This window comes from Capnocytophaga sputigena (assembly GCF_900446695.1).
Taxonomy (GTDB): Bacteria; Bacteroidota; Bacteroidia; order Flavobacteriales; family Flavobacteriaceae; genus Capnocytophaga; species Capnocytophaga sputigena.
This window is the reverse complement of the sequence record NZ_UAVP01000007.1, coordinates 234,464-257,787: the sequence shown is the minus strand read 5'-3', so window position 1 is coordinate 257,787 and position 23,324 is coordinate 234,464. Positions and strand designations below refer to the sequence as shown.

At 40.3% G+C, this 23,324-nt stretch carries 18 protein-coding genes; 2 read left to right on the top strand and 16 right to left on the bottom strand.

Features of this window, described 5'->3' with window-relative positions; genetic code table 11:
• Window positions 1-138 precede the first annotated feature (138 nt).
• From DR017_RS05085 to DR017_RS05000, 16 genes are all read right to left on the bottom strand, one after another.
• Window positions 139-543 (bottom strand): hypothetical protein, encoded by a 405-nt coding sequence (locus DR017_RS05085; protein WP_040360652.1) that lies wholly within the window; start codon window positions 541-543, stop codon window positions 139-141.
• A gap of 295 nt (window positions 544-838) precedes the next feature.
• On the bottom strand, window positions 839-1,189 hold the full coding sequence (imm40, locus tag DR017_RS05075; RefSeq protein ID WP_002677586.1) for an Imm40 family immunity protein: 351 nt from the start codon (window positions 1,187-1,189) through the stop codon (window positions 839-841).
• A gap of 49 nt (window positions 1,190-1,238) precedes the next feature.
• Window positions 1,239-1,925: a hypothetical protein gene (locus DR017_RS05070; protein ID WP_040360655.1), complete on the bottom strand. Its 687-nt coding sequence runs from the start codon at window positions 1,923-1,925 to the stop codon at window positions 1,239-1,241.
• A gap of 131 nt (window positions 1,926-2,056) precedes the next feature.
• Window positions 2,057-2,515, bottom strand: a complete 459-nt coding sequence (locus DR017_RS05065; protein ID WP_002677221.1) for a hypothetical protein — start codon at window positions 2,513-2,515, stop codon at window positions 2,057-2,059.
• 136 nt (window positions 2,516-2,651) lie between these two features.
• Window positions 2,652-2,879 (bottom strand): Imm40 family immunity protein, encoded by a 228-nt coding sequence (imm40, locus tag DR017_RS14300; RefSeq protein ID WP_232501541.1) that lies wholly within the window; start codon window positions 2,877-2,879, stop codon window positions 2,652-2,654.
• A gap of 12 nt (window positions 2,880-2,891) precedes the next feature.
• On the bottom strand, window positions 2,892-3,377 hold the full coding sequence (locus DR017_RS14295) for an RHS repeat domain-containing protein (protein WP_002677334.1): 486 nt from the start codon (window positions 3,375-3,377) through the stop codon (window positions 2,892-2,894).
• 84 nt (window positions 3,378-3,461) lie between these two features.
• The gene (locus DR017_RS05045; protein ID WP_002677392.1) at window positions 3,462-4,457 is read right to left on the bottom strand and encodes a hypothetical protein; all 996 of its coding nucleotides are present in this window, start codon (window positions 4,455-4,457) and stop codon (window positions 3,462-3,464) included.
• A 5-nt stretch (window positions 4,458-4,462) separates the two neighbouring features.
• Entirely contained in the window at window positions 4,463-5,791 is a 1,329-nt protein-coding gene (locus tag DR017_RS14290; protein ID WP_232501542.1) for an RHS repeat domain-containing protein, read from the bottom strand.
• A gap of 119 nt (window positions 5,792-5,910) precedes the next feature.
• Window positions 5,911-8,622 carry a hybrid sensor histidine kinase/response regulator transcription factor gene (locus DR017_RS05035; RefSeq protein ID WP_002677428.1) on the bottom strand — a complete coding sequence of 904 codons (2,712 nt, stop codon included), beginning with the start codon at window positions 8,620-8,622 and terminating at the stop codon, window positions 5,911-5,913.
• Between the two features lies 1 nt (window position 8,623).
• Window positions 8,624-9,502, bottom strand: coding sequence for a carbohydrate kinase family protein (locus DR017_RS05030; protein ID WP_002677320.1), 879 nt, complete (start codon window positions 9,500-9,502; stop codon window positions 8,624-8,626).
• Between the two features lie 207 nt (window positions 9,503-9,709).
• Entirely contained in the window at window positions 9,710-10,870 is a 1,161-nt protein-coding gene (locus DR017_RS05025; RefSeq protein WP_002677573.1) for an MFS transporter, read from the bottom strand.
• Window positions 10,871-10,873: 3 nt separating this feature from the next.
• Window positions 10,874-13,090: a glycoside hydrolase family 32 protein gene (locus DR017_RS05020; RefSeq protein ID WP_002677146.1), complete on the bottom strand. Its 2,217-nt coding sequence runs from the start codon at window positions 13,088-13,090 to the stop codon at window positions 10,874-10,876.
• A 375-nt stretch (window positions 13,091-13,465) separates the two neighbouring features.
• Window positions 13,466-14,923, bottom strand: coding sequence for a glycoside hydrolase domain-containing protein (locus tag DR017_RS05015; protein ID WP_172458396.1), 1,458 nt, complete (start codon window positions 14,921-14,923; stop codon window positions 13,466-13,468).
• Window positions 14,924-14,935: 12 nt separating this feature from the next.
• A complete protein-coding gene (locus tag DR017_RS05010) occupies window positions 14,936-16,297 on the bottom strand; it encodes a DUF4960 domain-containing protein (protein WP_493528307.1) in 1,362 nt (453 codons plus the stop codon).
• Between the two features lies 1 nt (window position 16,298).
• A complete protein-coding gene (locus DR017_RS05005; RefSeq protein WP_002677465.1) occupies window positions 16,299-17,972 on the bottom strand; it encodes a RagB/SusD family nutrient uptake outer membrane protein in 1,674 nt (557 codons plus the stop codon).
• 21 nt (window positions 17,973-17,993) lie between these two features.
• Window positions 17,994-21,137, bottom strand: a complete 3,144-nt coding sequence (locus DR017_RS05000) for a SusC/RagA family TonB-linked outer membrane protein (RefSeq protein WP_002677330.1) — start codon at window positions 21,135-21,137, stop codon at window positions 17,994-17,996.
• A 307-nt stretch (window positions 21,138-21,444) separates the two neighbouring features.
• Here DR017_RS05000 and DR017_RS04995 point away from each other — a divergent pair, with 307 nt between their 5' ends.
• Together DR017_RS04995 and DR017_RS04990 are read left to right on the top strand one after the other, a co-directional pair.
• Window positions 21,445-22,518 carry a PCMD domain-containing protein gene (locus DR017_RS04995; protein WP_002677167.1) on the top strand — a complete coding sequence of 358 codons (1,074 nt, stop codon included), beginning with the start codon at window positions 21,445-21,447 and terminating at the stop codon, window positions 22,516-22,518.
• Complete coding sequence (locus tag DR017_RS04990) at window positions 22,511-23,293, top strand: porin family protein (RefSeq protein ID WP_040360698.1); 783 nt, start codon at window positions 22,511-22,513, stop codon at window positions 23,291-23,293. The genes DR017_RS04995 and DR017_RS04990 overlap by 8 nt, the downstream gene beginning before the upstream one ends.
• The last annotated feature ends 31 nt before the right edge of the window (window positions 23,294-23,324 follow it).

Genomic DNA, 23,324 nt, shown 5'->3' with positions numbered 1-23,324 from the left:
ATTAATTTAATTGGGGCAAAGATAATAAATAATTACGAATGACGAGTTACGAATGACGATTTTTTGCGGTATTTGCTTTTAAAAATCTACCCTCTTTTTGCTATATCGAATTGAGTTTAAATGCTAAAGTTTTATCACTTACATAGGTGAGGTAGCAGCTTTTTTCATCTCTAATATTTCTCTTACTATATCCGGACCAAGAAATAAGAATGACATACTTATCAAAAAGAATAAAATAGTTAGTATTATGGAAGCTGTATTGCTACCAAAAAACTTAGGTTTCTCTTTTTTAACAATTTGTTTTCCTCTACCACTTTTGTAATACTTAAAGTAGAACAAAAGCATTAGAAGTGCTGTTATACTTATCAATTGAAAAATACTTAAAGTATAACTGAAAAAATATGCCAACCCCATATCAAGCGGACAATTGATTATCAAAGAAAAAAGAAAACCTAATGCCCAAATAGTGTTTGAATGAGGCTGATTATCAGATATAACCTTCACATAAAAAAGATAAATATAATAATAAAGCACGTCCATCATTTGCCATAATTTTCATAAAAATAATTCCAAAAATATTCATTGGATTTAGAAGGTTTTCCATAGTACCATCTTATAATGTTTAACATAACGGCGTTTTTGTTTTTTAAGGTCTGTATTGCCGTAGTACATCGCGGCTCTGCTCTCAAAAGCATCATATTCAAAGCTAATGCGTTCTTTGTCTTTTACATATATCTGAGCAGGAGCTTTAAAAGCATTGTAGCGAATAGCAGGGAAAGGGTATTTTTCTAAATGGGTATCGCCTGCTTCGTTGGTGATAGATTACAAAATCATCTCATTAAAAAAAAAGATGTTGTTTAATAGTTTCATCTTTTACATTAAGTACAAGGATAAAATAAGCATTATCCTTTTTATATTCTAAAATGTATTTAATAGCTCTTTTAGCACTTCTCAAAGCATAATCAGCATCAGACTCATTTTTTTTCCTTTCGCAACTCCAATTGTCATAATTATGTTCAAAATAATTATTTTTATACTCTACTACATCCCCTCCAAAAACTGTAATTCTACTCTTTAGACACTCTTCTAAAATCTCTAAGGCATCATTCTTTGAAAAAGATTTTTGTATTGTTCCATATACAGGAGCTCCTCTTTTTAGTAGTGCTATTAATTTATCTGTTAAATTCATAAGAAAACTATTGTTATCACATTACCTAACTTTTACGAATATTTTACAGCTATAAAACAATCTCTGAATAAGGTAATTTTAAAATCTTTTTACTTTGTTTGTTGATTTCAATTTGTCTTAGAAAAGTATCCCTATTATCTATCACTTCTTGCAAAGAGAGTAACCAACTATTTATAGAACAATTAGATTCTTCAAAAGATTTATTATCCCATTTTACATTATAAATATCTCTAAATACTTGTTGAGCTCTTTCTTTATTCAGATACAAGGCTATCTTCATTTTAATTTCTTGATATTTTGCATAACTGAAAGAGTTAGTAGCTCCTCCATTAAAAGGGGCTTTTCTAATATAACTTTCTAAAAGAACATTTATTTTATCAATTTGTATGTCTACTTCTAAAGAAATTGGAAGTTGTTTATCAATACAACTTACCACTTCTTTAAAATACTCATTGTGTTTTAAATAAGGTATATCACACTGAAACCCTTTCTTATTATAAAACTCTTGTAATAATATTTCTTCAGAGAGGTTTGTGCCTAAATCTTTATCAAACAGAGTATAGATAACAAAATGAGGTCTATATTGCTCCATAAAAGAAACCTTTATCAATTCTATACCAACAATAAGAGTCCCTAAAACTTTATAAAATTTATTTTGAGTATAGCTCCCTAACTGAGGGAAAGCACTTTGCCATTCTTTGTTAATTTCTTGTTTCAGTTCTCTGTCTATTTTCATACTATTATGGTTTGATTTTAAAAACTTTATAACCTTTATAATTTCTTTGATATTTTTCAAATTGTCCTTTTCAAGGTAAACGTACGAAATTTTAAACCAGAACTTTTCTTATAGTCTTATATGAATGTTTTTTACCAAGATAAATACAAAGGTGGATATTCTTTTAAAGTAGCTTTAAAATTTAAAGAAAAAGAATTAATTTCAGTGTATCTAATCGTTTTAATACATTCTCTTTTCTGATTGAAAAAAGTAATTTTAATATAATATTTACCGTATTTTTTTATTCTAATAAAAGATGTAAAAAGAATTTTTATAAATTCTTTAAAGTTTTTTTCTTCTTTTGAAGAGGAAAGTGATAAATCTAATATTTCTTTTGCTTCATCAATATCTATTTGTACTCCAAATGAATTTAATACTATTGAAAAGAAAATGTTATTAGGTTTATTATAATGTAACTTTAAATAATTTTCACAGTTTATAGCGTCTGTTACAAGATATTCATTCTTCAAAATTGAAGGTAAGTTCAGAGAATAGAGCACTTCGTCTATTATCTTTATTTGATTTACAATTTCTTTTGAATATCTCATCATAAAGTTATATTCTTAAAAAAGAAATATTTATTTGTATTACTGTCTTTTATATCAAATGAGATACAAAAATAAACATTATTTAGTTTATAATTAGATATATATTTAATGGCTTTTTCTATACTTCTTAATACATAATCTACCTCGCTTTCTGCTTTTTTCTATTATAACTCCAATTGTCATAATTATATTCAAAATAACCATTATTATTAATATTGACTACATCTCCTCCCAAAACAGCAATTCTACTCTTTAGACACTCTTCTAAAATCTCTAAGGCATCATTCTTTGAAAAAGATTTTTGTATTGTTCCATATACAGGAGCTCCTTTTTTTAGTAGTGCTATTAATTTATCTGTTAATTCCATATTATTTACTATTTAAGGGGTCTTGTATGTAGTTGTCAGGTTGTAACGGTGTAACACAGGGTCGTACAAACGAGCATTCATATTGATAAGCCCTACGGTTTGCAGGTGTTCGTGTCCTGTAAAACCACGGTCTAATAGGGTGAGTTTGTCTAAGGTGTTACCTGCAGCATCTTCTACTTTTATGAGTTGTCCCCAAGGGTCAAAATATCTGCGCTCAGCTATATTGCCGTTCTCATCGGTAAGCATTACTATAGAGCCTAAATAATCTCTATGTAAGTAATAGAGTTTTGAGGCTTCACCGTCCGAAATGAGTATCGCAGGGGCACTATAGGCATCACCTCCTAAGTAAAACACAAACTTGGTGCTGTTATCGGTTTTATTACATACTATCTCTACACTACCGTCGTGGCTGTAGTGTTTTAGCATTGGGCGTTTGGCTTTTTCTACTTCAGCATTACCGTAATAGCAATGTGAACGCTCGCCAAAGGCATTGTACAAATAGGTGATACGCTCAACTGCTCAGGACTTATTTTTCAATATTTCATATGTACTTAAATCACGATGCAAAGGTAGAAAAAAAAATTAGTACCATCTATTAATCCTATCTAAAAAGTAATTGTAATTATACATTTTTAAAAAGAAACTTATAGGTTTTGCTTCATTTTTCATACTATAATACTCCACAGCAAAGTCATTTGTTTTGTAATATAATCGCACCTTATCTTCAAGGAGCTTATAAACTGTGTGCAAATCATTTTTAGTCTCCTCATAATTATATTCTATATATTGATTTTCAATCATCTGAATATACTTTTCTAAGGCAGTGTATATTAAGGGATCTTGAGAAATACCATTATCTTTATCATATTCACTGCCATAACCAAAATTTTTTGCTTGTGAAAAATCTCTTGCAAAGCGATAGTACTTTTCTCTTTCCTTATAGAAAGTAACAAACCCATTATTACCCTCCTTTTTGTAGTTGAGAATAGAATAATACAACTGCTTGATGATCAAAAAGAAAAAGAAAGAATCTGTCTTATCCCTTCCATTTTCGTATGACTCAATAAGATACTTCGGAGTGCCCTTATACTCTTGAATAGCATTTAATACATCCTTACAGTGCATTTCTTTGAGTAATGCATCTATTGGAAAAGTTTGCATTGGCACAAAATAGTTCTTCCCAAAGTAATGTACTTTATCTATATATTTTTCCTTGTAAAAAGGTATTTTTGCATGGGTAAGATAGCTGTATACGTTCCTAATAAATACCCATAATTCTCCTCTTGTAGTCCTATCTAAAATAGTTTTATCGGCTAATGCACTTAGGTATTTATCTAATACAAAATACAGTAAAAGCATATCAGTGGTAGAGACGCATTGCTTTAAAAAGAAACCTTTTTGAGCTTTCTGTGAGTTAAGTACTTTGGTTTCTAAGAGGTGTAAGGCGTAAAAATAGTACTTTTCATTCTCTTTAAAAATTGCATAGTATTCCTCTATCTCATTTTCTGAGAACCTATCTATAGAAAGAAACATCTGTCTATAAAGCAATGCTAAAAATAAAGTTTCTTGTTTAGTCATTTTGATTAAAACTTTATGTTATAATAGTATTGAGGTCTGTATTCTGGAGATATTTTTAATCCTTCTAGTCCTGTTCTTACTCTAAAATGGAACTGTTTATAAGGAATAGGAGTTGGAGTAAGGGATTTTACTGGTAAAGCCAATTCAATAAAAGCCCCTTTGCCTGAGTTACCAAAATCTATTCCTAAGTCTAATTTAGGAGCACCATCAAAATCTACTCCAATAAAATTATAATCAGATTCTCTTGAAGGATTTAACTTTAGTTGGTTCTTTATTAAATCCATATTTTCTGGACTTGTATGATGTCTTACTATCGTTTCTCCTTCTTTTGGTATAAGCCTACCATTCCAAGGGTTTAAACCTTCTTTTTTTGCATACCTATACCCTCCTGCAAATCCTGAAACAGATCCCACTCCTGCTCCAAAAATAGCTCCTGACCCAGCACTATTCCAAGCTGCATCAAGATTTCCTGTTGTAATATAACCAGCAGTAAATCCACCTATAGCTCCTCCAGCAGCCCCTCCAATAGCTCCAGCTATAAATCCTTTAACAACAGGGCTTGTTATATTAACGCCTTGAAGAAGTACATTAGTCCCTTTCCCAGCAGCAAATCCAGCTGCTCCTCCGATGACTCCAGATAAAGCTCCAATCCCCATACCTTGTAAAACCTTACCATTCCCACCTGGCAATACTGCAAACCCACCACCTGATATAGCACTCCCTACTCCTCCTCCTACCATAGAAGAGACAATAGTAGTTCCTCCCGCGATGGTTCCACCAACAGCCGATCCTACTCCTGCCGAAACTCCCCCTACAACGGCACCACCTACTATTCCTAACCAAGAGCTTAGTCTGCTGTAATTCCATTCAAGCGGATTGTAAGAACCATTAGCTTGTGCCCCCCCAAAATAAGCTCCTACAATTGCACCTATTACAACAATTGCTGTGATAATTTCTTCCCCATTCTGATCTACATACATCAACGGATTATTTAAGCAATACCCATACCTATTAAAATTCTGAGTGTTGAATGGGTCTTGTACGTAGTTGTCAGGTTGTAAGAAACGGTGTAGCGCAGGGTCGTACAAACGAGCATTCATATTGATAAGTCCTACCGTTTGCAGGTGTTCGTGCCCTGTAAAACCTCTATCTAATAGGGTGAGTTTGTCTAAGGTGTTACCTGCAGCATCTTCTACTTTTATGGGTTGTCCCCAAGGGTCAAAATATCTGCGCTCGGCTATATTGCCGTTCTCATCGGTGAGCATTACAATGCTTCCGAGATAGTCGCGGTGTAAGTATAAGTATTTTTCACTGTTATCAGTAACTGAGAGCACTGTAAGTGAGCTACAAGCTCTATTTATAGTAGGCACGAGCTACAAGCTCGCGCCAGCTGGGGTATCATACTTATTATAACACCACCCAATTTTTATATTATTTTGAGTGCAAAAAGTTATTACCTAATGCGTTCTAAATATTCTGTTGGACTTTCGTTGTAAAAATCTTTAAAGCATTTGGCAAAATAGGATGGTGAGGAGAAGCCTACTTCATAAGCGACTTCGGAAATGCTCTTGGCTTTGCTGTTGAGCAATTGTTTGGCGTATTTTACTCGTATGGTGCGAATGAGTTCGTTAGGCGAATAGTCGGTGAGGGATTTGATTTTGCGGTATAGGTTAGAGCGCGACAAGCCTAAGGCATCGGCAATTTCGTCGATATTCAGTTCGGGGTTGGCGATAGAGTTTTCGACATATTGGGTGAAATCGGTGATAAATTGTTGTTCTACTTTGCCTAAAGTCTCTTGTTTGGTTTCGTTCAAGAGAAAATTACTAAAACTCTCACGTATTTTCTTACGGTTCTCGATAAGTTTGCGTACTCGTGTTTTCAGCAGTTTTACGTTGAAAGGCTTGGAGATATAGGCATCAGCACCGCTCTCGAAGCCTACTTGTTTCTGTTCGTCTAAAGCATAGGCGGTGAGCAAAATCACGGGAATATGATTGGTAGCTACATTGGTTTTCAGTAACTGACACAAATCAAAACCATCGGTTTTAGGCATCATCACATCGCTAATCACTACATCGGGGAGGTGTTTTTTAGCGACTTCAAAGCCTTCTTCACCATTTTCGGCTTCTATAAGATTGTAGCTATCACTGAGGATATAGCGAATAAACTGGCGCATATCCTCGTTGTCTTCCACAATCAGTACGGTAGGTTTTTCAGGAGCTGAGGGTACAACTGTTGGCAATTTGAGTTTTTCGTCAGATGCTGGTAATGAAGGCAATAAATCGAGGTGGGTTTCTATGTAATTACTGTCGTATACCGCTTTTGCCGATACTTGTTCTTGAGTGAAAGGCAGACGAATGACGAAGGTTGTCCCCTCGCCTTCTGTACTCTCCACGCTGATAGTACCGTTGTGTGAGGCTACTAAGGCTTGTACCAACGCCAAGCCAATACCCGATCCTTCGCTATCGGGGTTTATTTTGTAGAAGTGTTCAAACACCTCATTTTGCTTGTCTTTTGGGATATATGAACCGCTGTTGAACACACGTAAAGCTGCATATTCTCCTTGTTTTTCTAAAGATACAGAAATACGTCCTTCTTGAGGTGTGAACTTCAGCGCATTGGAAAGCAGGTTGAAGTAGATTTTCTCTACTTTTTCCTTATCGAAAGGCATTTCAAAAGAAGTATCTTCGGCAAGGAACTGAAAATTGAGTTTCTTTTGCTTGATAGGGTCGGTGAAAAAAGAATTGAGTTCGGTGAGGAAGCTCTTCAAATTGCCTTTGGTGAAATACATTTGCATTTTGTTATTCTCATAACTGCGGAACTCAATTACTTCGGAAATGAGATGCAAAAGTCGGTTGCTATTCTTTTTGATGAGGAATAACAAATCTTGTTCTTCTTTAGGGAGTGAATTGTGCGCTAAGAGCGTTTGTACAGGTCCTAAGATAAGCGACAGCGGTGTTTTAAATTCGTGAGAGATATTGGTAAAGAAAAGCAATTTGGCTTGGGTCGCCTCTTCTAATTGTTTAGAGACGATTTCCAACTGTTCTTTTTGGCGTTTCAGTTCGCTATTGGTCTTACTTTTAGCGCGATAAGCCCTAATAGCCATCAGTAAGAAAACGGTGATAAGCACAATAGCCGTAATAGAAAGGTAGAGCAACATTCGTTGGTTTGTATGCTGGATAAGGCTCTCACTCAGTTGGTTATTGATATTCTCTATTTTGGTTTGCTTTTCAGCAATTTGTTCGGTTTGTAGCTGCAAAATGCGCACATTGCTCTTATCTACCACTGTGGTATTGAGAATATTCTCGCGCTGAAAAGGCTGTTTATGGAGAATTTTCATTGCGAGCTCTATCACCTTTTCACCGCCTGTTGGGTAGATAAACGATGCATCTTGCACGCTATTTTCTATATTTTGTATGCCCACTTGTTGCAAGGCATCAACGCCAATGATGAAAGGAATTTTGCCATTGAACTGCATTGCAGCTTCGTGCGTACCTGCTGCCATTGGGTCGTTCATCGCAAAGACAAGGTCGATATGGGGGTGCTCTTGGAAGATTTGTTGCATTTGCGTTTTGGCATCGGCTTGAAGGAAGTTGCCCCAAGTTTCGGCTACTATTTGCACTTCGGGGGCGTTTTTGAGGGCATCGACAAAGCCTTTATGACGCTCGGCATCGGAGGTAGATCCTTTGGTACCACGCACTTCGGCGATATTGCCTTTGCCTTTGAGAACGCCTATTGCATAAAGCCCTGCTTCTTTGCCTATTTGGTAATTGTTAGCTCCCACATAGGCAGTATAACTCTCGGTAGCGATTTTTCTATCGACCAAAATCACGGGAATACCCTGCTGGTAAGCCTTTTCAATCACAGGGGTACAGGCTTCCGACTCGTTAGGTGAAACGACGAGCACATCTACCTTTTGCTCTATGAACCACTCTATATCGGCAATTTGCTTGGGAGTATCGTCTTTCACACTGCGAATGAGCACCTCAGCATCAGCCTGATAAAGGGCTACTTCGCGTTTTAACTCCTCGTTCATCGTTTGTCGCCAAAGGTCTTCACTGCACTGCGACACCCCTATTACATAACGGGGGTTTCGCTCCCTTTGGCAAGCGAGGCAAGCAAAGAGAGCGAAGTATAAGAAAAGTATATGATACCTTCTAAAAGTCATTTTATCTAAACAACTCTAAATGAGCATCGGCGAGGCGAGGCATCGCACCGTGTTGCTGACATACGTAAGCTGATACTTCTACCGCCAATTGATGTGATTGGGCAATACTGCGACCATTGAGGTAAGAGGCTACAAAGGCAGCCGTGAACGAGTCGCCTGCACCTACCGTATCGGCAATGGTAACCTTAGGTGTCCCTAAGAACGATTTTTCATTAGGCGTGAATACATAACTACCTCTCGTGCCTTGCGTTAAAATAAGGAATTTGAGGTTGCATTTCTCTAACAAGTGCTTGCACACTTCTTCATCACTACCTTGCAGATTGAACATTTCGGCAATTTTTACTATCTCCTCATCGTTGATTTTTAAGGCTGTTGCCTTGTCTAAAGAATCGGCGATTACCTCTTTGCTGAAGTATTTCAAGCGGAGGTTGATATCGAATACTTTCAGACTCTCGGCAGGCATCAAATCTAAGAACTTGTGGATAGTAGCGCGCGATACTTCATTGCGCTGCGCTAATGAGCCAAAGCACACGGTATTCGTGTTCTTTGCTAAGTTCTCGATACGCGAAGAGAATGGAATATTGTCCCACGCTACATTTTCGCTAATCTCATAGGTAGGCACCCCGCGACCGTCTAACTGTACTTTTACGGTACCTGTAGGAAAATCAGTTTTTTCGATGATGTAGTTGAGTTCTTTTTCTTCTAAACTTTTTAGAATTTCCTTACCGAGAAGGTCGCCACCAATGGCACTCACAGTATAACCGTTGAAGCCGAATTGCGACACGTGGTAAGCGAAATTAGCGGGCGCACCGCCTAATACTTTTCTTTCAGGGAAGACATCCCAAAGGATTTCTCCCAATCCTACTACTGTATTTTTCATTGTATTATATGTTATCCTCTCCCCTGCCCTCCTCTAAGGGTGTGAGGCGAGAGTGTTGTTGTTAATTCTTTTCTTTTTCAGCGTACAAAGTTATAAATTCTTTTTGAGAATTTCTATTGTTTTCTGAGTTTTCTGAACTATCTGAGCTATCTGAACTATCTGACGAGGCAGACTTGGCTGACAAGGCAGAGTTTTCCAACTATATTGTTAGGCGTTGGCTTTGAGTCGGGTGCTCATTAGCAACAGATATAATACTCCTATGCTGAGGACAATAAGGGCTCCTATCTGTGAACCGTTCATCGCATCGGAGGCTAAGCCCATTGCAAAAGGGAAGATAGTACCGCCAAAGAGTCCCATAATCATCAATCCTGATACTTCGTTTTTCTTAGTAGGATTCTGCAAGAGGGCTTGCGAGAAGATGATTGAGAACACATTGGAATTACCAAAACCTACTAAAGCAATAGCAATGTAGAGCATTGTTTTATCACTGAAAAAGAACAATATCGCCATTGAGGCTACCATACAAAGCACACTGAGGGTAAAGAAACTCTTAGGAGATACTTTGGTGAGAATATAAGCTCCTGACAGACACCCTATGGTACGGAATAAGAAATACCAGCTGGTGGCAAAAGAGGCTTGGGTGGTGGTAAGCCCTAAACGCTCCATAAAGATAGTGGGCGCTGAGGCATTAACCCCTACGTCTATCCCTACGTGGCACATAATACCAATGAAACACAAGAGCACATAAGGGTTAGCAAGTAGTGCAAAACACTCGGTAAAGGTGGCGTTCTTGCTGTCGTTTTTCTCCTCTTCAATATGGGTAGCACCCAGCCACAAGAGGGTTACTACTGAGATAGCTACAAAGAGCAGGAAGAAGAGTCGCCAATCATTGAATTTATCGAAGCAGAAACTCATTAGCAAGGGGGCAGAAAACGAGGCTATCGCCTTGATAAACTGACCAAAAGTGAGTGAACTGGCGAGTTTGTCGCCTTTTACTATGGCTGACATTAGCGGGTTTAGCGATACTTGCATTAGTGTGTTACCAATACCAAGTAAGGAGAAAGCTACCAGCATAGTGGTATAGTTGTAGCTGATAAAGGGCACTACCATCGCTAAGATGGTAATCACCAAGCTGAGGAGTACGGTTTTGCGACGACCTATTTTGCTCATTAGCACGCCTGTGGGCACTGAGAAAAGCAGAAACCAAAAGAATACCATTGCAGGGAGAGCTTTGGCAGTGGTTTCGGTCAAGCCAAAATCGTCTTTTACAAAGTTGGAGGCGGCGCCTACAAGGTCTACGAAGCCCATACAGAAGAATGATAGGAGTACGGGCAATAAATATTTTAGATAGTTGTTATTTTGTTGCATAATTTATTTCAATTTATAGACAGTTACATTTTTAAGGGTGAGGGTACCTTTGCTAGTATTGAAGCGGAGGGTATTGTACACTTCGGTAGGGAATACCGCATTAGTTTGTACGAGTTCGCCGTTGTTCACAAAGAGTTCGGTAGAAGATTTATCTACCAATAAGCGTACGGTATAGCTCTTCTTTGCTACCATTGGGGCTTTGATAAGCGTTTCGGCGAAGTTGGCATTGAAAGCTACACTGCTCTTACTGCGGTCTACCGATAAAGTTTTATTAGCGCTGTCAAATAGGTATTTAATAGTTTCACCTTTGGTGTTCTCAAGGGCAAAGCTAAAGCTATCGGTTTCGTTAGGGGTTACTGTGAAAGTAAGTTCGTAAGCGCCTTGATTATTGGGCAAGAAGTTTTCGAAAGTTATGGCATTGGAGGTGTTGGTACGTGTTTTATCACCTAAAAGTACCGCTTCACGACGCAAGCTCTCCAACTCTTTCACGGGCTCACTGGCTACTACCAAATGCTCGCCATTATGCACCAAACGCAAAACGCGGGCAACAGTCATCGCGCTACGGAAGTTTTCAGTAGGGATTTCATTGGCGTAATCCCAGTTGCTCATCCAGCCTATAAAGAGACGACGACCATCGGTGGCGGGGACATTGCTCCACGTTACACCTGCATAATTATCGCGACCATAGTCTAACCAAAGTGGATAGTTCATAGTATCGGGGGTGAAGGTTTTGCCATCGAAATTACCGATGAAGTACTGAGTAGCACTTCCGCCGTTAGGTCCGCCTGGGTTGATACTCACGAAGAGCACCCATTTGGTTTTTCCTTCATAAGTAAGCGGGAAGAGATCGGGGCATTCCCACACACCGCCGTGTCCGCCTAAGCCTTCGCCAAACTCGCTGAGTCGTGTCCATTCTTTGAGGTTCTTAGAACCATAGAAGGTGATAGTTTGGGTAGTGGCAAGGCTCATCACCCATTGTTTAGAGGGTGCGTGCCAGAATACTTTCGGGTCGCGGAAATCGATGATATTGGCATCAATGAGTACGGGGTTGCCTTCGTATTTGGTGAAGGTTTTTCCGCCATCGAGGCTATAAGCAATAGATTGGGTTTGGCGGTCGCCTGCTGAAGTGAAAATAGCCACCATAGCGCCTTTGCCAAAGCCGGCAGTATTATCGTGGTCAATCACAGCACTGCCTGAGAAAATTGCTCCTAACTTATCGGGGGCTAATACAAAAGGCTTGTATTCCCAATTCACCAAGTCTTTGGAAACGGTGTGCCCCCAGTGCATATTGCCCCAGCGCGCTCCGTAAGGGTTGTATTGGTAGAAGAGGTGGAATACTCCGTCGAGGTATACCATTCCGTTAGGGTCGTTCATCCAGCCATATTGAGGGGTGAAGTGGTATAGCGGACGGTATTTTTCGTTGTAGTTGAAGTTATATTCAGCCGACTGTTTGATTTCGGCTAAGCCTATATCGGTAGTTTTGGCTACTGCAAAAGTAAGGGTTACTTTTTTGCCTTTGTACGCCTCGATAGCGATAGGCACCCAGTAGTCTATTTTGTTTTGGGCAATGCGAATGGTCATTGGCTCGCCTATAGGAGTACCATCTACCGATAGTTGGACTTTATTTTCGGTTGCTTGGTCTTCCACAGGAATGAGCAAGTACTTGTCTTTGGCTTCAAAGGTACGGGTGTAATCAGTCATAAAAACGCTTTTTTGTTTGTTGCCTTGTTCGATTTGGTCGATGAGGATATGCCCCCATCCGCCGCGTTGGTTATCGACAATGCGGATAGTAGCTTTCTTTCCTTTATAGGGTTTTACGTCCCAAGTGAGCCATTGCAGGGTCTCCGATTCGTAGAGAGAACGCGATTGTAGTACGCTTTTGCCCTCAACTAAAAGTTCAATATAGGTATCGGCGTGAGTACCTCCCCCAACAAGGAAGTTGATGTAATCGCGCTCGATGGTGAACTCTTTGGAGGTTAGTGCTCCGCGAGAGTCGTCGCCATTGTTGAAGCTATTGGTGAGGTGCTTCCCTTCAAAGCCTGTTACGGGCTGCTGACCGGTATAGCCACCTGTGGCAGGAGTCGTACCAAAGGCATCGCCTTCTACCGTCCAATTGGCATAAGTGCCTGACTCGAAGTCCTCGATGATGATATCATCGGTGTTTTGCTGGCAGGCAGTGAGCGTTAAGACTCCTAATCCTGCTATTAGTTTGTTATTCATATACTTTTATTTTAGCCCCCGACCCCCCGAAGGGGGACAAGCCGCAAGGGTGATGGGGCGGTGTGTTTTTGGGGTTTTATTTGGTGTGACAAATGTAGTTATTTTATTTAGTTTTTACAAATTTATGGGGTATAGACTTTGTCAAAGTCCATAGACTTTGACAAAGTTTATGTATACCACAATTTATAAAGTAATGAAAGAATAATTCTTTTTGCGTTTTTCGCAATGTTTTGGATAAAATATTGCGTTTTTTGCAATGGGGTTTCTATTGTTTAGCACCACTTAGTAACCACTTAATAACCACATAGTGTCCACTTAATCTATACTTAAGAAATTCGCAATAAATTTTAGGAAACGTTGCGAATTCTTCAATTCTTAGAATTGGAAGTTGGCTGTTCCGTTAGCAAAGATGCCCCAAGGATTTTGATTCATCTTATAGCAACGGATAGAAAGGGCTACTGCATCATTCACATAGATTGCTGCTGCCGATCCTTCTTGCACTATTTTCAGGGTGTATTCCTTGTTGGCATTCACGGGGAGTTTTATGCTATTAATGGTAGCAGTGCCTCCGTTTCTAATTACACGATTGAGTTGCAACTCGCCTTTATTGAGATTGAGCGTTACGCGGTAGGTTTCATAAAGGTTCCCACAAGCGCCCAACATCACTCCGAACTCGGTAGCGGTATTGGCTTTGATTTTGGCAACTATCTTGTTGAACCCAGTGCCAAGACGGTCGAACACACGATTATTATTGTCTAAGGCTATATTGCCAAGTGAGGCAGATATGGCTTGCTTGCTATCGAAAGCGGTAGGCATTTTCACATTGAGGGTACCGTCGGCGTTTTGAGTGAGCTCGTGCACTACCAATGAGCCTCCCCAGTGGTAAGCGGCGTTATCTTCATAATTGATACGCGACGGATTCCAGCCCCATATATAGCGGTGTGTGCCGTCGGTAGCGGTTTTTCCAGCATAGAACACACGGTCGTCTAAGTCTTGTTGTGCAGGGGTAATCCAATCGGTGCTTCCTACACGGCGGTATCTGTATTGCACGCGGCGCACGCTTTGTTCGATATTAGAGAATATCAAATATTGGTAGTTACCTTGTGTAAAGACATCGGGGCATTCTACCATAAAGGCAGAAGGGTCGGTATAGAAGAAAGGAGTGTTCGGGTCTTTCGTCCAGTTCTTAAGGTCGGTAGAGGTGAATTGTGCTACGACACCTTTCCAAACACCGCTTCCTATATCGGCACGGGTACTTAGGAGCATCTTGTAGGCATTTCCTTCTTTAAATACAATAGGGTCGCGGAACTCATTACGGTCGTAGCCATCGGGGGCACGGAAGGAGTGCTGGGTATCCTTTGTCCACGTTTTCAAATCGGTAGAAGTAGCCCAATAGATGATTTCTTTAGGGTCTAAATCGCCGTTATGCCCTGTGTAGAAAGCGTAATAGGTATTCCCATCTTTGAATACTGAACCTGTACCAAGGGCATCTTCGTGCGAACCATCGGCACCGCAGGGAATAGCTTCGCCGTTATCGGTATAGTTCACCAAATCGGTAGTGGTGGCACTGTACCAAGGGTGGAAGGTTGCGGGTGCGGGTCGTTGGTCGTATAGGTAGAAGATGTGAAACTTACCATTGTCGTAGAAGGGCATAGGGTCGCCTACAAAAGCATTCTTTGGTTGGAAGAAATGCTTATAGGTACGCCCGTAATCTTGTACGGCATAACAAGTGGGGGCATCGGGAGCCGCATTGGGGTCGTTGCTCACATATTCTTTTTTATCACAAGCTATTAAGGCGGTAGCACAAAGCGCTAATATAAGTGTTCTTTTCATCATTTCTATTTATTAGTTTGCTAAATATTCTAAGGCGTTGGCAGTAAGTAATTCGATATTACTTTTATAGGTATTAGCAAGGGAATTATCTTCGTTATACCAGTCGTAGCCTTCAATGCCTATACAAATGGTGCGACCTGCATTACCTCGTTTGGTATATTCAAAAATCGCTGCGCGGTTCATAGCATCATTCCAGTGGAAACTTGCTAATAACTTAGCACCACTGGCAGTTTGCCAGCCTGCTACATTATTGGCATAATCACCCCACTCAAAGTTCCATAAGGCGTTATGTGCTTTGGCTTTTACCCCTCTAGAGAGTAAGAAGGCGACATCGTTAGTTCCTGTTTTCTTATTCAATCCTTTGAAAAGGGGGTGGCTTTCGTTGCCTTTATAGCAAATACCCCAGTCATCACCAATTGCAAATGGACTGTTGCCTTCTCCCCACATATTGTTTACCACTTTGCCGTCTAAGGCGATACCTAAATCAACTACGTACTGTACAGCCCAAGAAGACAATAAGAACGAACCTCCAGCAGCATAGAATTGTTTCATCTTGTTCACAACGGCATCTGCTTTGGCTTCAGCGGGCAACTCTTTGTTGTTATCCCAATGCCACCAAATCACCTTATAATCGTTGAGATTAACCTTGCCTTCTTTGATGTCACTAAACGAGATATATTTGGCAGTATCGTAGTTTTCGGCAAGCCAAGTGTAGGCAGCTTTCTCGTCTTCATTGGCGATAGCAGAAGCACTCTTAGCTGTACCTACAAAGGCAATAGGCGCAAAGTTGGTAGGTATAATCTCTACATTATACGCAAAACTCTCACCGCGGTAATTCATAGTGTAAGTAACGCTTTGAGTGAAGTTTTGGGCAACTCCCGAAGCAGGGCTTACGGTAGCATTAGGGGTAGTGCTAAAAGTAGGAGTTAGCGCAGTTACTGCTTCTCCTTTAGGGTATTTCACGCTTATTTTACCTGTACTGTGGTCGATAGTAGCTTTGTATTTTCCGATTACAAAGTTCTCTATCTTAGGGTACTGAGCGGTAACAGTATAATCCCAATAGAGATTACCATTAAAGATACGATACTTGGCACCTTTACTCAAATCTACTCCTGTAGCACCTTTAGGCACTGAGGTAGCTCCCTCGGGCAAGCTGAGGGAGGTGGACATATTGGTAAGCGTAGCCGACCAAGGAGCGTAAACGGTAATGGTTTGTTTCTCCTCGTCGATGATTCCATCGATACCATTGGCTTGGAAGGCATTGATTTTAGCCTCTTTATCGTTGATAAGTTCGCCTTCGTGTTTTTCGTCGCAGCTGAACAAGCCGAGCAAAGCTGCCATACCGAGGGCGAGTTTGTGTACTGTTGTTTTCATATTAGAATCCTGCATTTTGTTTGTAAATACCTTTTACGTACCCTATTTGGTTTTGTGGAATAGGGATGTACTCATTCTTGTTTTTAGTGAAATAAGCACTGCTAAATATTGCTGGGCGACGCGTTTTCTCTTTAGTAAAATAGTCGTTGAGCACTTGGTCGGCGATACCCCAGCGTACGAGGTCGAAGAATCGACTGCCTTCCATAGCAAACTCTAAACGGCGTTCCCAACGGAGTGCTTTGCGCGCGTTTTCTTGATTCCAAGTGATATTTACGCCATCTTGGTATAAGGCGATATTAGCATTGGTAGCGTAAGGAATCATAGAAGTACTTTGTTTCGCACGTTGGCGCACTTGATTGATAAGTGGCAAGGCTTCGTTGCTACGATTGAGCTCGATAAGGGCTTCGGCACGCATTAGAAGTACATCGGCATAACGCAACACGATACGGTTCTTGGAGTTGCCTCGGAAAGGGTTGATATTACGGAAGCAGGAGCAAGAAGGGTCTACGTTCTCTTTGAGGGAGGCATAGAAACCATATACGTTGCTATTGCGATTCCAGTCGTTTTTGTAAATCAACTCGGTGTTGTACTTATAAGGCAAGCCAGGTAAGGCAACGGTGTGGAACAAACGAGGGTCGGCTTTATCGTTAGCGGCGTTATAATCGTTGTTGTTAAAATTATCAAAATCGGGCAATCCATTGATTGTTTTGAAGGCGTTGACCAAGTTTTGACTTGGTTTGTGGAAGTCACAACAGCCTAACTTCTGAGGTACAGATAGCACATCACCCCAATTGAGACTTCCGTATTGAGTACCATCGTCTACTGAGTATTGCACCGCAAAGAGCGACTCTTTACCATTTTCATAGCCCCCAGGTAGGAAGTTGAAGGCAAAATCTTCTTCTAAACCGTAAGTAGAGCCTAACACAGCGCTGGTATAGGTGAGCACTTCTTGTAAATCTTGGCTGTTGATACTAGTTACGCTGTTGTTTTCACTTTGGCGATAGGCTTTGTACAAGTAAGTTTTAGCAAGGTAAGCCGCTGCTGCCCCTTTGGTTGCTCTCCCTTTTTGTGCTTGAGTGGCAGGCAATAGGTCGTAAGCTTTCTTAAAATCAGCAGCTATTTTTTGCCATTGCTCATCGTTAGGCAAGGTATTAGGGGTAGTTTCGTAATCGGCATCGGGAGTATTCTCATCTACAAACGGAATGTGACCAAATACGTTTTTAAGAATAAAGTAGAAGTGTCCACGCAAAAAGTACATTTCGCCTATGCGTGATTGGCGATTAGGCACTTCGGCATCCGATGCTTGTTGTAAGGCTTTCAGAGCGGTATTGGTGCGCGAAATTGCTTGGTAACACATAAACCAGAATTTATCGGCTTCGGCATAAGTAGGGTCGATATTTTGGGCAGTTTCATAGAAGTGAAATACCTGAATATCACTCACGTCTTGTCCGCCTTTGTAAGCATCATCAGCACGCACGTTGCCATATATCCAAAGGCTAAAAGGAGAATCGTAGTGGTCGTTACCTAAAGAGGCATAAGCAGCGGTTGCAAGTCCATCAGCTTTAGAGATTGCCTCTTTTTCGCTCATAATCCCTTGTGGATTATCGTCTAAAAAACTGCAGCTTGTTGTAAAAAGCGCTGCACATATCGCGGTGGTATATATTATCTTTTTCATTTGTCTGTTATTTTTAGTGGGCTAAAAACTAGCATTGAGTCCCATCGTAAAGGTGATTGGGATAGGATAGCCGTAGTTAGGATTTTCAGGGTCTTTACCAGTGAACGATTTGCTTTTGAGTGTCCATAGGTTCTGACCGCTTACATACAAGCGCAACTTGCTGAGTTTTATCCTTTCAGATAGTTCTTTAGGCAAGGTATAGCCCAATTGTACGTTGCGAAGTTTGAGGTATGAACCGTTTTCCACATAGTAAGTAGACATACGTCCTTCGTTGTTGTCGTCTACGCTTGATACACTTGGAATATCAGAATCAGGGTTGGTAACGGGGTCGAAAGCATCGAGCAAACGGCGACCTTTGTTACCATACGTATCTTGTACACTCCAGAAATCGGTGTGGCGTTTTACGTTAGAAACCACATCTACGTTCTGTACGCCTTGGAAGAAAGCAGTGAAATCGAAGTTTTTATACTCCAAATTGAGGTTAAGACCATAGATAAAATCGGGTTGTGGATTGCCTATCCAAGTGCGATCGTCTTCATCGATTTTGCCATCGTTGTTCAAATCGCGGTAGCGAATACGACCGATACCTTTACCATTTTGTTGTGGATGTTGGTCTACTTCTTCTTGAGTTTTGAAGATACCATCGGCTACATAGCCATAGAAGTTATTAGAACCTATAGGGCGACCTAAACCATTGTCCCATTTACCATTACCACCATAAGAGTTGATTACTGAAGTAGGGAGCTCTGTAATTTTATTCTTGTTGGTAGCGACATTAGCATTGATATCGTATTTGAGTCCGCCTTTAGTTTCATTGCGATAGCCCACTGATACTTCTAAACCTTTATTCTCAACAGCAGCACCATTTACCCATTGGTAAGCGCCTTCTCCTTTGATACCTGCATAAGGAGGTTCTACCAAGATGTCTTTAGTTTTCTTGATATAGTATTCAGCTGAGCCATACAAGCTATTATCGAAGAAACCGAAATCGATACCAAAGTTAGTTTGGGTAGTGGTTTCCCATTTGAGGTTTTTGTTACCAAGACGTGTACGACGGAATCCTGAAGCCAATTGTCCTGAGCCCTTACCGTCGAGGTCGTAAGAGGTTTTCCAGATACCATTCCATATAAAGTCGCCTGTTACCCCATAGTAAGGGTCGAAGATGTCGTAGATAGCGTAGTTGTTGATATCTTGGTTACCGTTTTGTCCCCAACCAAAACGCAATTTGAGGTCGGAAACAGTATGGTTGATTTTCTCCATAAAGGACTCTTGAGAGATGCGCCATCCTAAGTTGAACGCAGGGAAAGTACCCCAGCGATTATCTTTGGCAAAACGTGAAGAACCATCGTGGCGGAGGGTTACTGAAGCGAGGTATTTATTATCGAAAGCATAGTTGATTTTTCCGAAGAAAGAGAGCAGCTTGTAGCCCGTAGTTGAACCACTACCACTCACACCCCCAGTTGCCAATGAAGGCCACATATATTCAGGTGTTTCTACTGCGAGGTTATTCCCTTTGATAGCTAAATTAAGGTCGTTCTGTGAGTACATCTCCATCCCTGCAAGGGTTTCAAAACGACTCTTGCCGAGTTCAAAGTCGTAGGTAGCAGTATTAGCCCAGTTCCATTTTGTCCAGTGGGCTTGCTCGAGTTGAGAGAAAGTTTTTTCTTTGCCTTCTTCCATAAATCCTGAAACATACGAACGGTTGAGCACACGTTTATAGAAGTTGCCATAGTCTATACCAAAGTTAGAACGCACATTCAATCCTTTGATAGGCTGGATATTCACAAAGGCATTTCCAAACATACGCCAATAGTTGTAGCGATTATCCTTATTATCGGCTACAAGGCGTGCAGGGTTCTGACGGTCGGGCAATCCGTTTACAGGTCCGCCCCAGTGTTTGCCATCGGTAGTGCGTACTGGAATAAAAGGTACCGCTATCATTGCCGATTCGGTGATTTGGTGCGGTTGTTCTACCTCGCTGGTACGGTTTACGGTGAAATTTTCACCTATGGTTACCACATCTCCAAAGAGCTTGTAATCAGTATTGATACGAGCTGAAAGACGAGAGAAGTCAGTATTTTTTACAAGTCCATCGTTGTTGTAATAGCCCAAAGAGAGGAAGTAATTCCCTTTTTCAGTACCATTAGTAACTGAAAGGTTGTACGATTCGGTTACCCCCATACGGGTGATTTCTTTGAACCAATCGGTATTAGAAGGTAACATAGGGCTACCTGTTTTATCAAAATACTCACGGGGGTAGTACAAATTGTTGAGGGTAGCGTGTCCGTTGGCATCGGTAGTGTAATCATAGTGAATGCCTAATGGGTTTTGGTTAGGGTTGTTGCCACGATTCACCGCCGCTTTCCAAAGCACTTGTGCGTACTCGTTAGCATTGAGCATTTTCATACGTGAGTGGAACATCGATACAGTAGTATAATGGTCGAAATCTACTTTTAGCACACCTTTCTTACCTTTTTTAGTGGTAATAACAATCACCCCATTGGCAGCACGCGACCCGTAGATACTAGCAGCCGAAGCATCTCGCAACACTTGTATACTCTCAATATCGTTAGAGTTTAGTTCGTGCATACCGCCTTGGGTAGGTACTCCGTCAATAATATAAAGAGGGTCATTGTTGTTGAGTGTACCGATACCGCGAATGCGAATGGTTGCTTTCCCTGCAGGACCACCATTATCGGTTACTTGCATCCCTGCTACACGACCTTGTAGGGCTTTCATAGGGTTGTTCTCGGAGGTAGACATCATTTCGTTTACCTTTACTACCGATACTGCCCCTGTAAGGTCGGTTTTGCGTTCAGCGCGATACCCTACCGATATGGTAACCCCTTCTAAGGCAGTTACTTCTTCTTCTAGGGTTATACTTATATTCTTGCGTCCTTTCACAGCTACGGTTTGGGTTTTGTAGCCAATGTATGAAAAGACCAAACTATCGGTGGCAGCGACGGGATGAAGGGTATAATTCCCGTCAAAATCAGTAGAAGCGCCTACTGTTTTGTTTTTCACCATCACCGTTACACCCATCATAGGGCTGTTATCAGCTTTTGCTTTTACCACTCCTTTTACCTCTTGGGCGAAAAGAGCACCCGAAAAGTTACAGAGCAAAAGCGATAGTAAAATGCGTTTGTTTATTTTTCTACTCATCATATTGGTATGTTTTTTCGATTAATTTTCGGTGGCAAAGGTAGGGAAAAAGAAAGCAAACCACTATCAAAAAATGGTCAATCACTATCAAATTTGTGGCTATTTTTTGATAGTAAGCAATAGCTGTAATAAACTAAAATATTGTAAATGAATAATTTCATTATTTTTAACAAATAATGAACAAAAAATGATAGCGGTTTTTCTATTAGTTTCGTTTTAACAAACAAAAACAATTTGCTAATTTCCCAATTTGGTCATTTGCTAATTCTTTCATACTTTTGTAGTCTATTTAATTCAACACTCAATAAATATGAAACTTCTAAACATTTTTATCATTGCTACCTTGCTCCTCACACTGCAAAGTTGTATCAAAAGCGAAGCTCCCAATGCTGAAGCCGATATCCTCACTTGTGAAGTAGATGGCAATGTACTGATTCGCAAACCTGTGATCCAAAATACCGAGGTAAAACTCTATGTAAACTCTTTGGATAACGTGAAAAACCTCGCCCCGCGCTTTACCCTCACACAAGGTGCAACTATCAGCCCTACCAGTGGTACAACCCGCGATTTTTCTACCCCTCAAACTTATGTGGTAACTTCCGAAGATGGCAAATGGCAGAAAACATATAAAGTGAGCTGTTTTACTAATGATATTATCGCCCACTATCACTTTGAAAATGCTCGTATCACTGATGGCTACTACACTTTTTATGACACCTCAGTAAGCGGACAAGAAATTGCTTGGAGTAGCGGAAATGCAGGTTTTAAATTTACTAAAAGCGATGCTAAACCCAATGAGTTCCCTACAAGTCAAGATGAGAATGGCTACAGAGGAAAATGCGTAAAACTTGTAACACAAAGCACCGGAGTTTTAGGAAAAACTTTTGGTGCTCCTATCGCAGCAGGTAATCTCTTTATAGGGGCTTTTGAAATAGATTTGTTCAGTCCTGCAAAATCTACCCATTTCGGGATTCCTTTCAAGCGAAAACCTACTCAACTTTCTGGCTACTACAAATACAAAGCAGGTGAAAAACTTACCGATAAAAACGGCAATGTGATACCTAACCAAAAAGACAAATGTGATATTTACGCTGTGTTTTACGAAACAACTGCCCAAGTACCTCATTTAGATGGTACTAACATCAAAACACACAATAACATCGTGCTAATAGCACAACTAACCGACAAGAAGGAAAGTGATAGCTGGGTGCAATTCTCTATTCCTTTTAAAACAGTTAAAGGTCGTTCTATCGATGCTAAAAAACTAAAAGAAGGAAAGTACAACCTCGCTATAATACTCAGTTCTAGTGAAAAAGGTGCTGATTTTACAGCAGCTGTAGGCAGTACTCTTTATGTTGATGAAATACAATTACACTATGAATAATCAGGTTATGAAAACAAATATTTTTGTTGTATGTTTAATACTATTTGGCAGTTTATTACACGCTCAAAATGAATGTACTGAAACGCTTGTACAATCAGAAGAAAAAGGTTGGGAATACGAGCTAAAAGCGGGCGTAAACATCGGGGGAGCAAGCCCTACGCCCCTTCCTGAAGAAATTCGCAAAATAAAAGGGTATAGCCCCAAATTCAACGGCTCTTTTGAAGGTACTGCCACCAAATGGCTCACCCCTAAATGGGGTATCTCAGCAGGTTTGCGCTTAGAAGAAAAAGGTATGGAAACTGATGCAAATGTAAAGAACTACGGAATGGAAATTATAGAACAAGGTAACCACGTGGCTGGTTTTTGGACAGGTGATGTGCATACAGTCTATAAAAGTTCATTCATCACCTTACCTATAGTGGTGAATTATCGCCTTGCAAACCGATGGAAAATTCATTTGGGAATATTCGCTTCTTACCGTATGGACGGCAATTTCTCTGGCTATGTAACCGAAGGTTATTTACGTGAAGGTAGCCCAATAGGCGAAAAAGTTAGTTTTTCTAACGGACAAACCGCTTCTTATGATTTTAGCAATCATCTGCGTCATTGGCATTGGGGGACACTAATAGGAGGTTCTTGGCAAGCCTTTAAACACTTTAACATCAATGCCGAACTATCCTATGGGATAAACAATATCTTTAAAAAAGACTTCAAAACCATTACCTTTAATATGTACCCTATCTATATGAACATAGATTTTGGGTATCACTTTTAAGCACTTTATAATATCTTAATCCTTAAAAGAA

Bases quoted from the DNA above. Each gene is read 5' to 3' on its own strand.
- DR017_RS05005 (WP_002677465.1), bottom strand. From the start codon at position 17,972: ATGAAAAAGATAATATATACCACCGCGATATGTGCAGCGCTTTTTACA.
- DR017_RS05065 (WP_002677221.1), bottom strand. From the start codon at position 2,515: ATGATGAGATATTCAAAAGAAATTGTAAATCAAATAAAGATAATAGAC.
- imm40 (WP_232501541.1), bottom strand. From the start codon at position 2,879: ATGGAATTAACAGATAAATTAATAGCACTACTAAAAAAAGGAGCTCCT.
- DR017_RS05000 (WP_002677330.1), bottom strand. From the start codon at position 21,137: ATGATGAGTAGAAAAATAAACAAACGCATTTTACTATCGCTTTTGCTC.
- DR017_RS05070 (WP_040360655.1), bottom strand. From the start codon at position 1,925: ATGAAAATAGACAGAGAACTGAAACAAGAAATTAACAAAGAATGGCAA.
- DR017_RS05030 (WP_002677320.1), bottom strand. From the start codon at position 9,502: ATGAAAAATACAGTAGTAGGATTGGGAGAAATCCTTTGGGATGTCTTC.
- DR017_RS05085 (WP_040360652.1), bottom strand. From the start codon at position 543: ATGATGGACGTGCTTTATTATTATATTTATCTTTTTTATGTGAAGGTT.
- DR017_RS05010 (WP_493528307.1), bottom strand. From the start codon at position 16,297: ATGAAAACAACAGTACACAAACTCGCCCTCGGTATGGCAGCTTTGCTC.
- DR017_RS05020 (WP_002677146.1), bottom strand. From the start codon at position 13,090: ATGAATAACAAACTAATAGCAGGATTAGGAGTCTTAACGCTCACTGCC.
- DR017_RS04995 (WP_002677167.1), top strand. From the start codon at position 21,445: ATGAAACTTCTAAACATTTTTATCATTGCTACCTTGCTCCTCACACTG.
- DR017_RS04990 (WP_040360698.1), top strand. From the start codon at position 22,511: ATGAATAATCAGGTTATGAAAACAAATATTTTTGTTGTATGTTTAATA.
- DR017_RS05035 (WP_002677428.1), bottom strand. From the start codon at position 8,622: ATGACTTTTAGAAGGTATCATATACTTTTCTTATACTTCGCTCTCTTT.
- imm40 (WP_002677586.1), bottom strand. From the start codon at position 1,189: ATGAATTTAACAGATAAATTAATAGCACTACTAAAAAGAGGAGCTCCT.
- DR017_RS05045 (WP_002677392.1), bottom strand. From the start codon at position 4,457: ATGACTAAACAAGAAACTTTATTTTTAGCATTGCTTTATAGACAGATG.
- DR017_RS05025 (WP_002677573.1), bottom strand. From the start codon at position 10,870: ATGCAACAAAATAACAACTATCTAAAATATTTATTGCCCGTACTCCTA.
- DR017_RS05015 (WP_172458396.1), bottom strand. From the start codon at position 14,923: ATGAAAAGAACACTTATATTAGCGCTTTGTGCTACCGCCTTAATAGCT.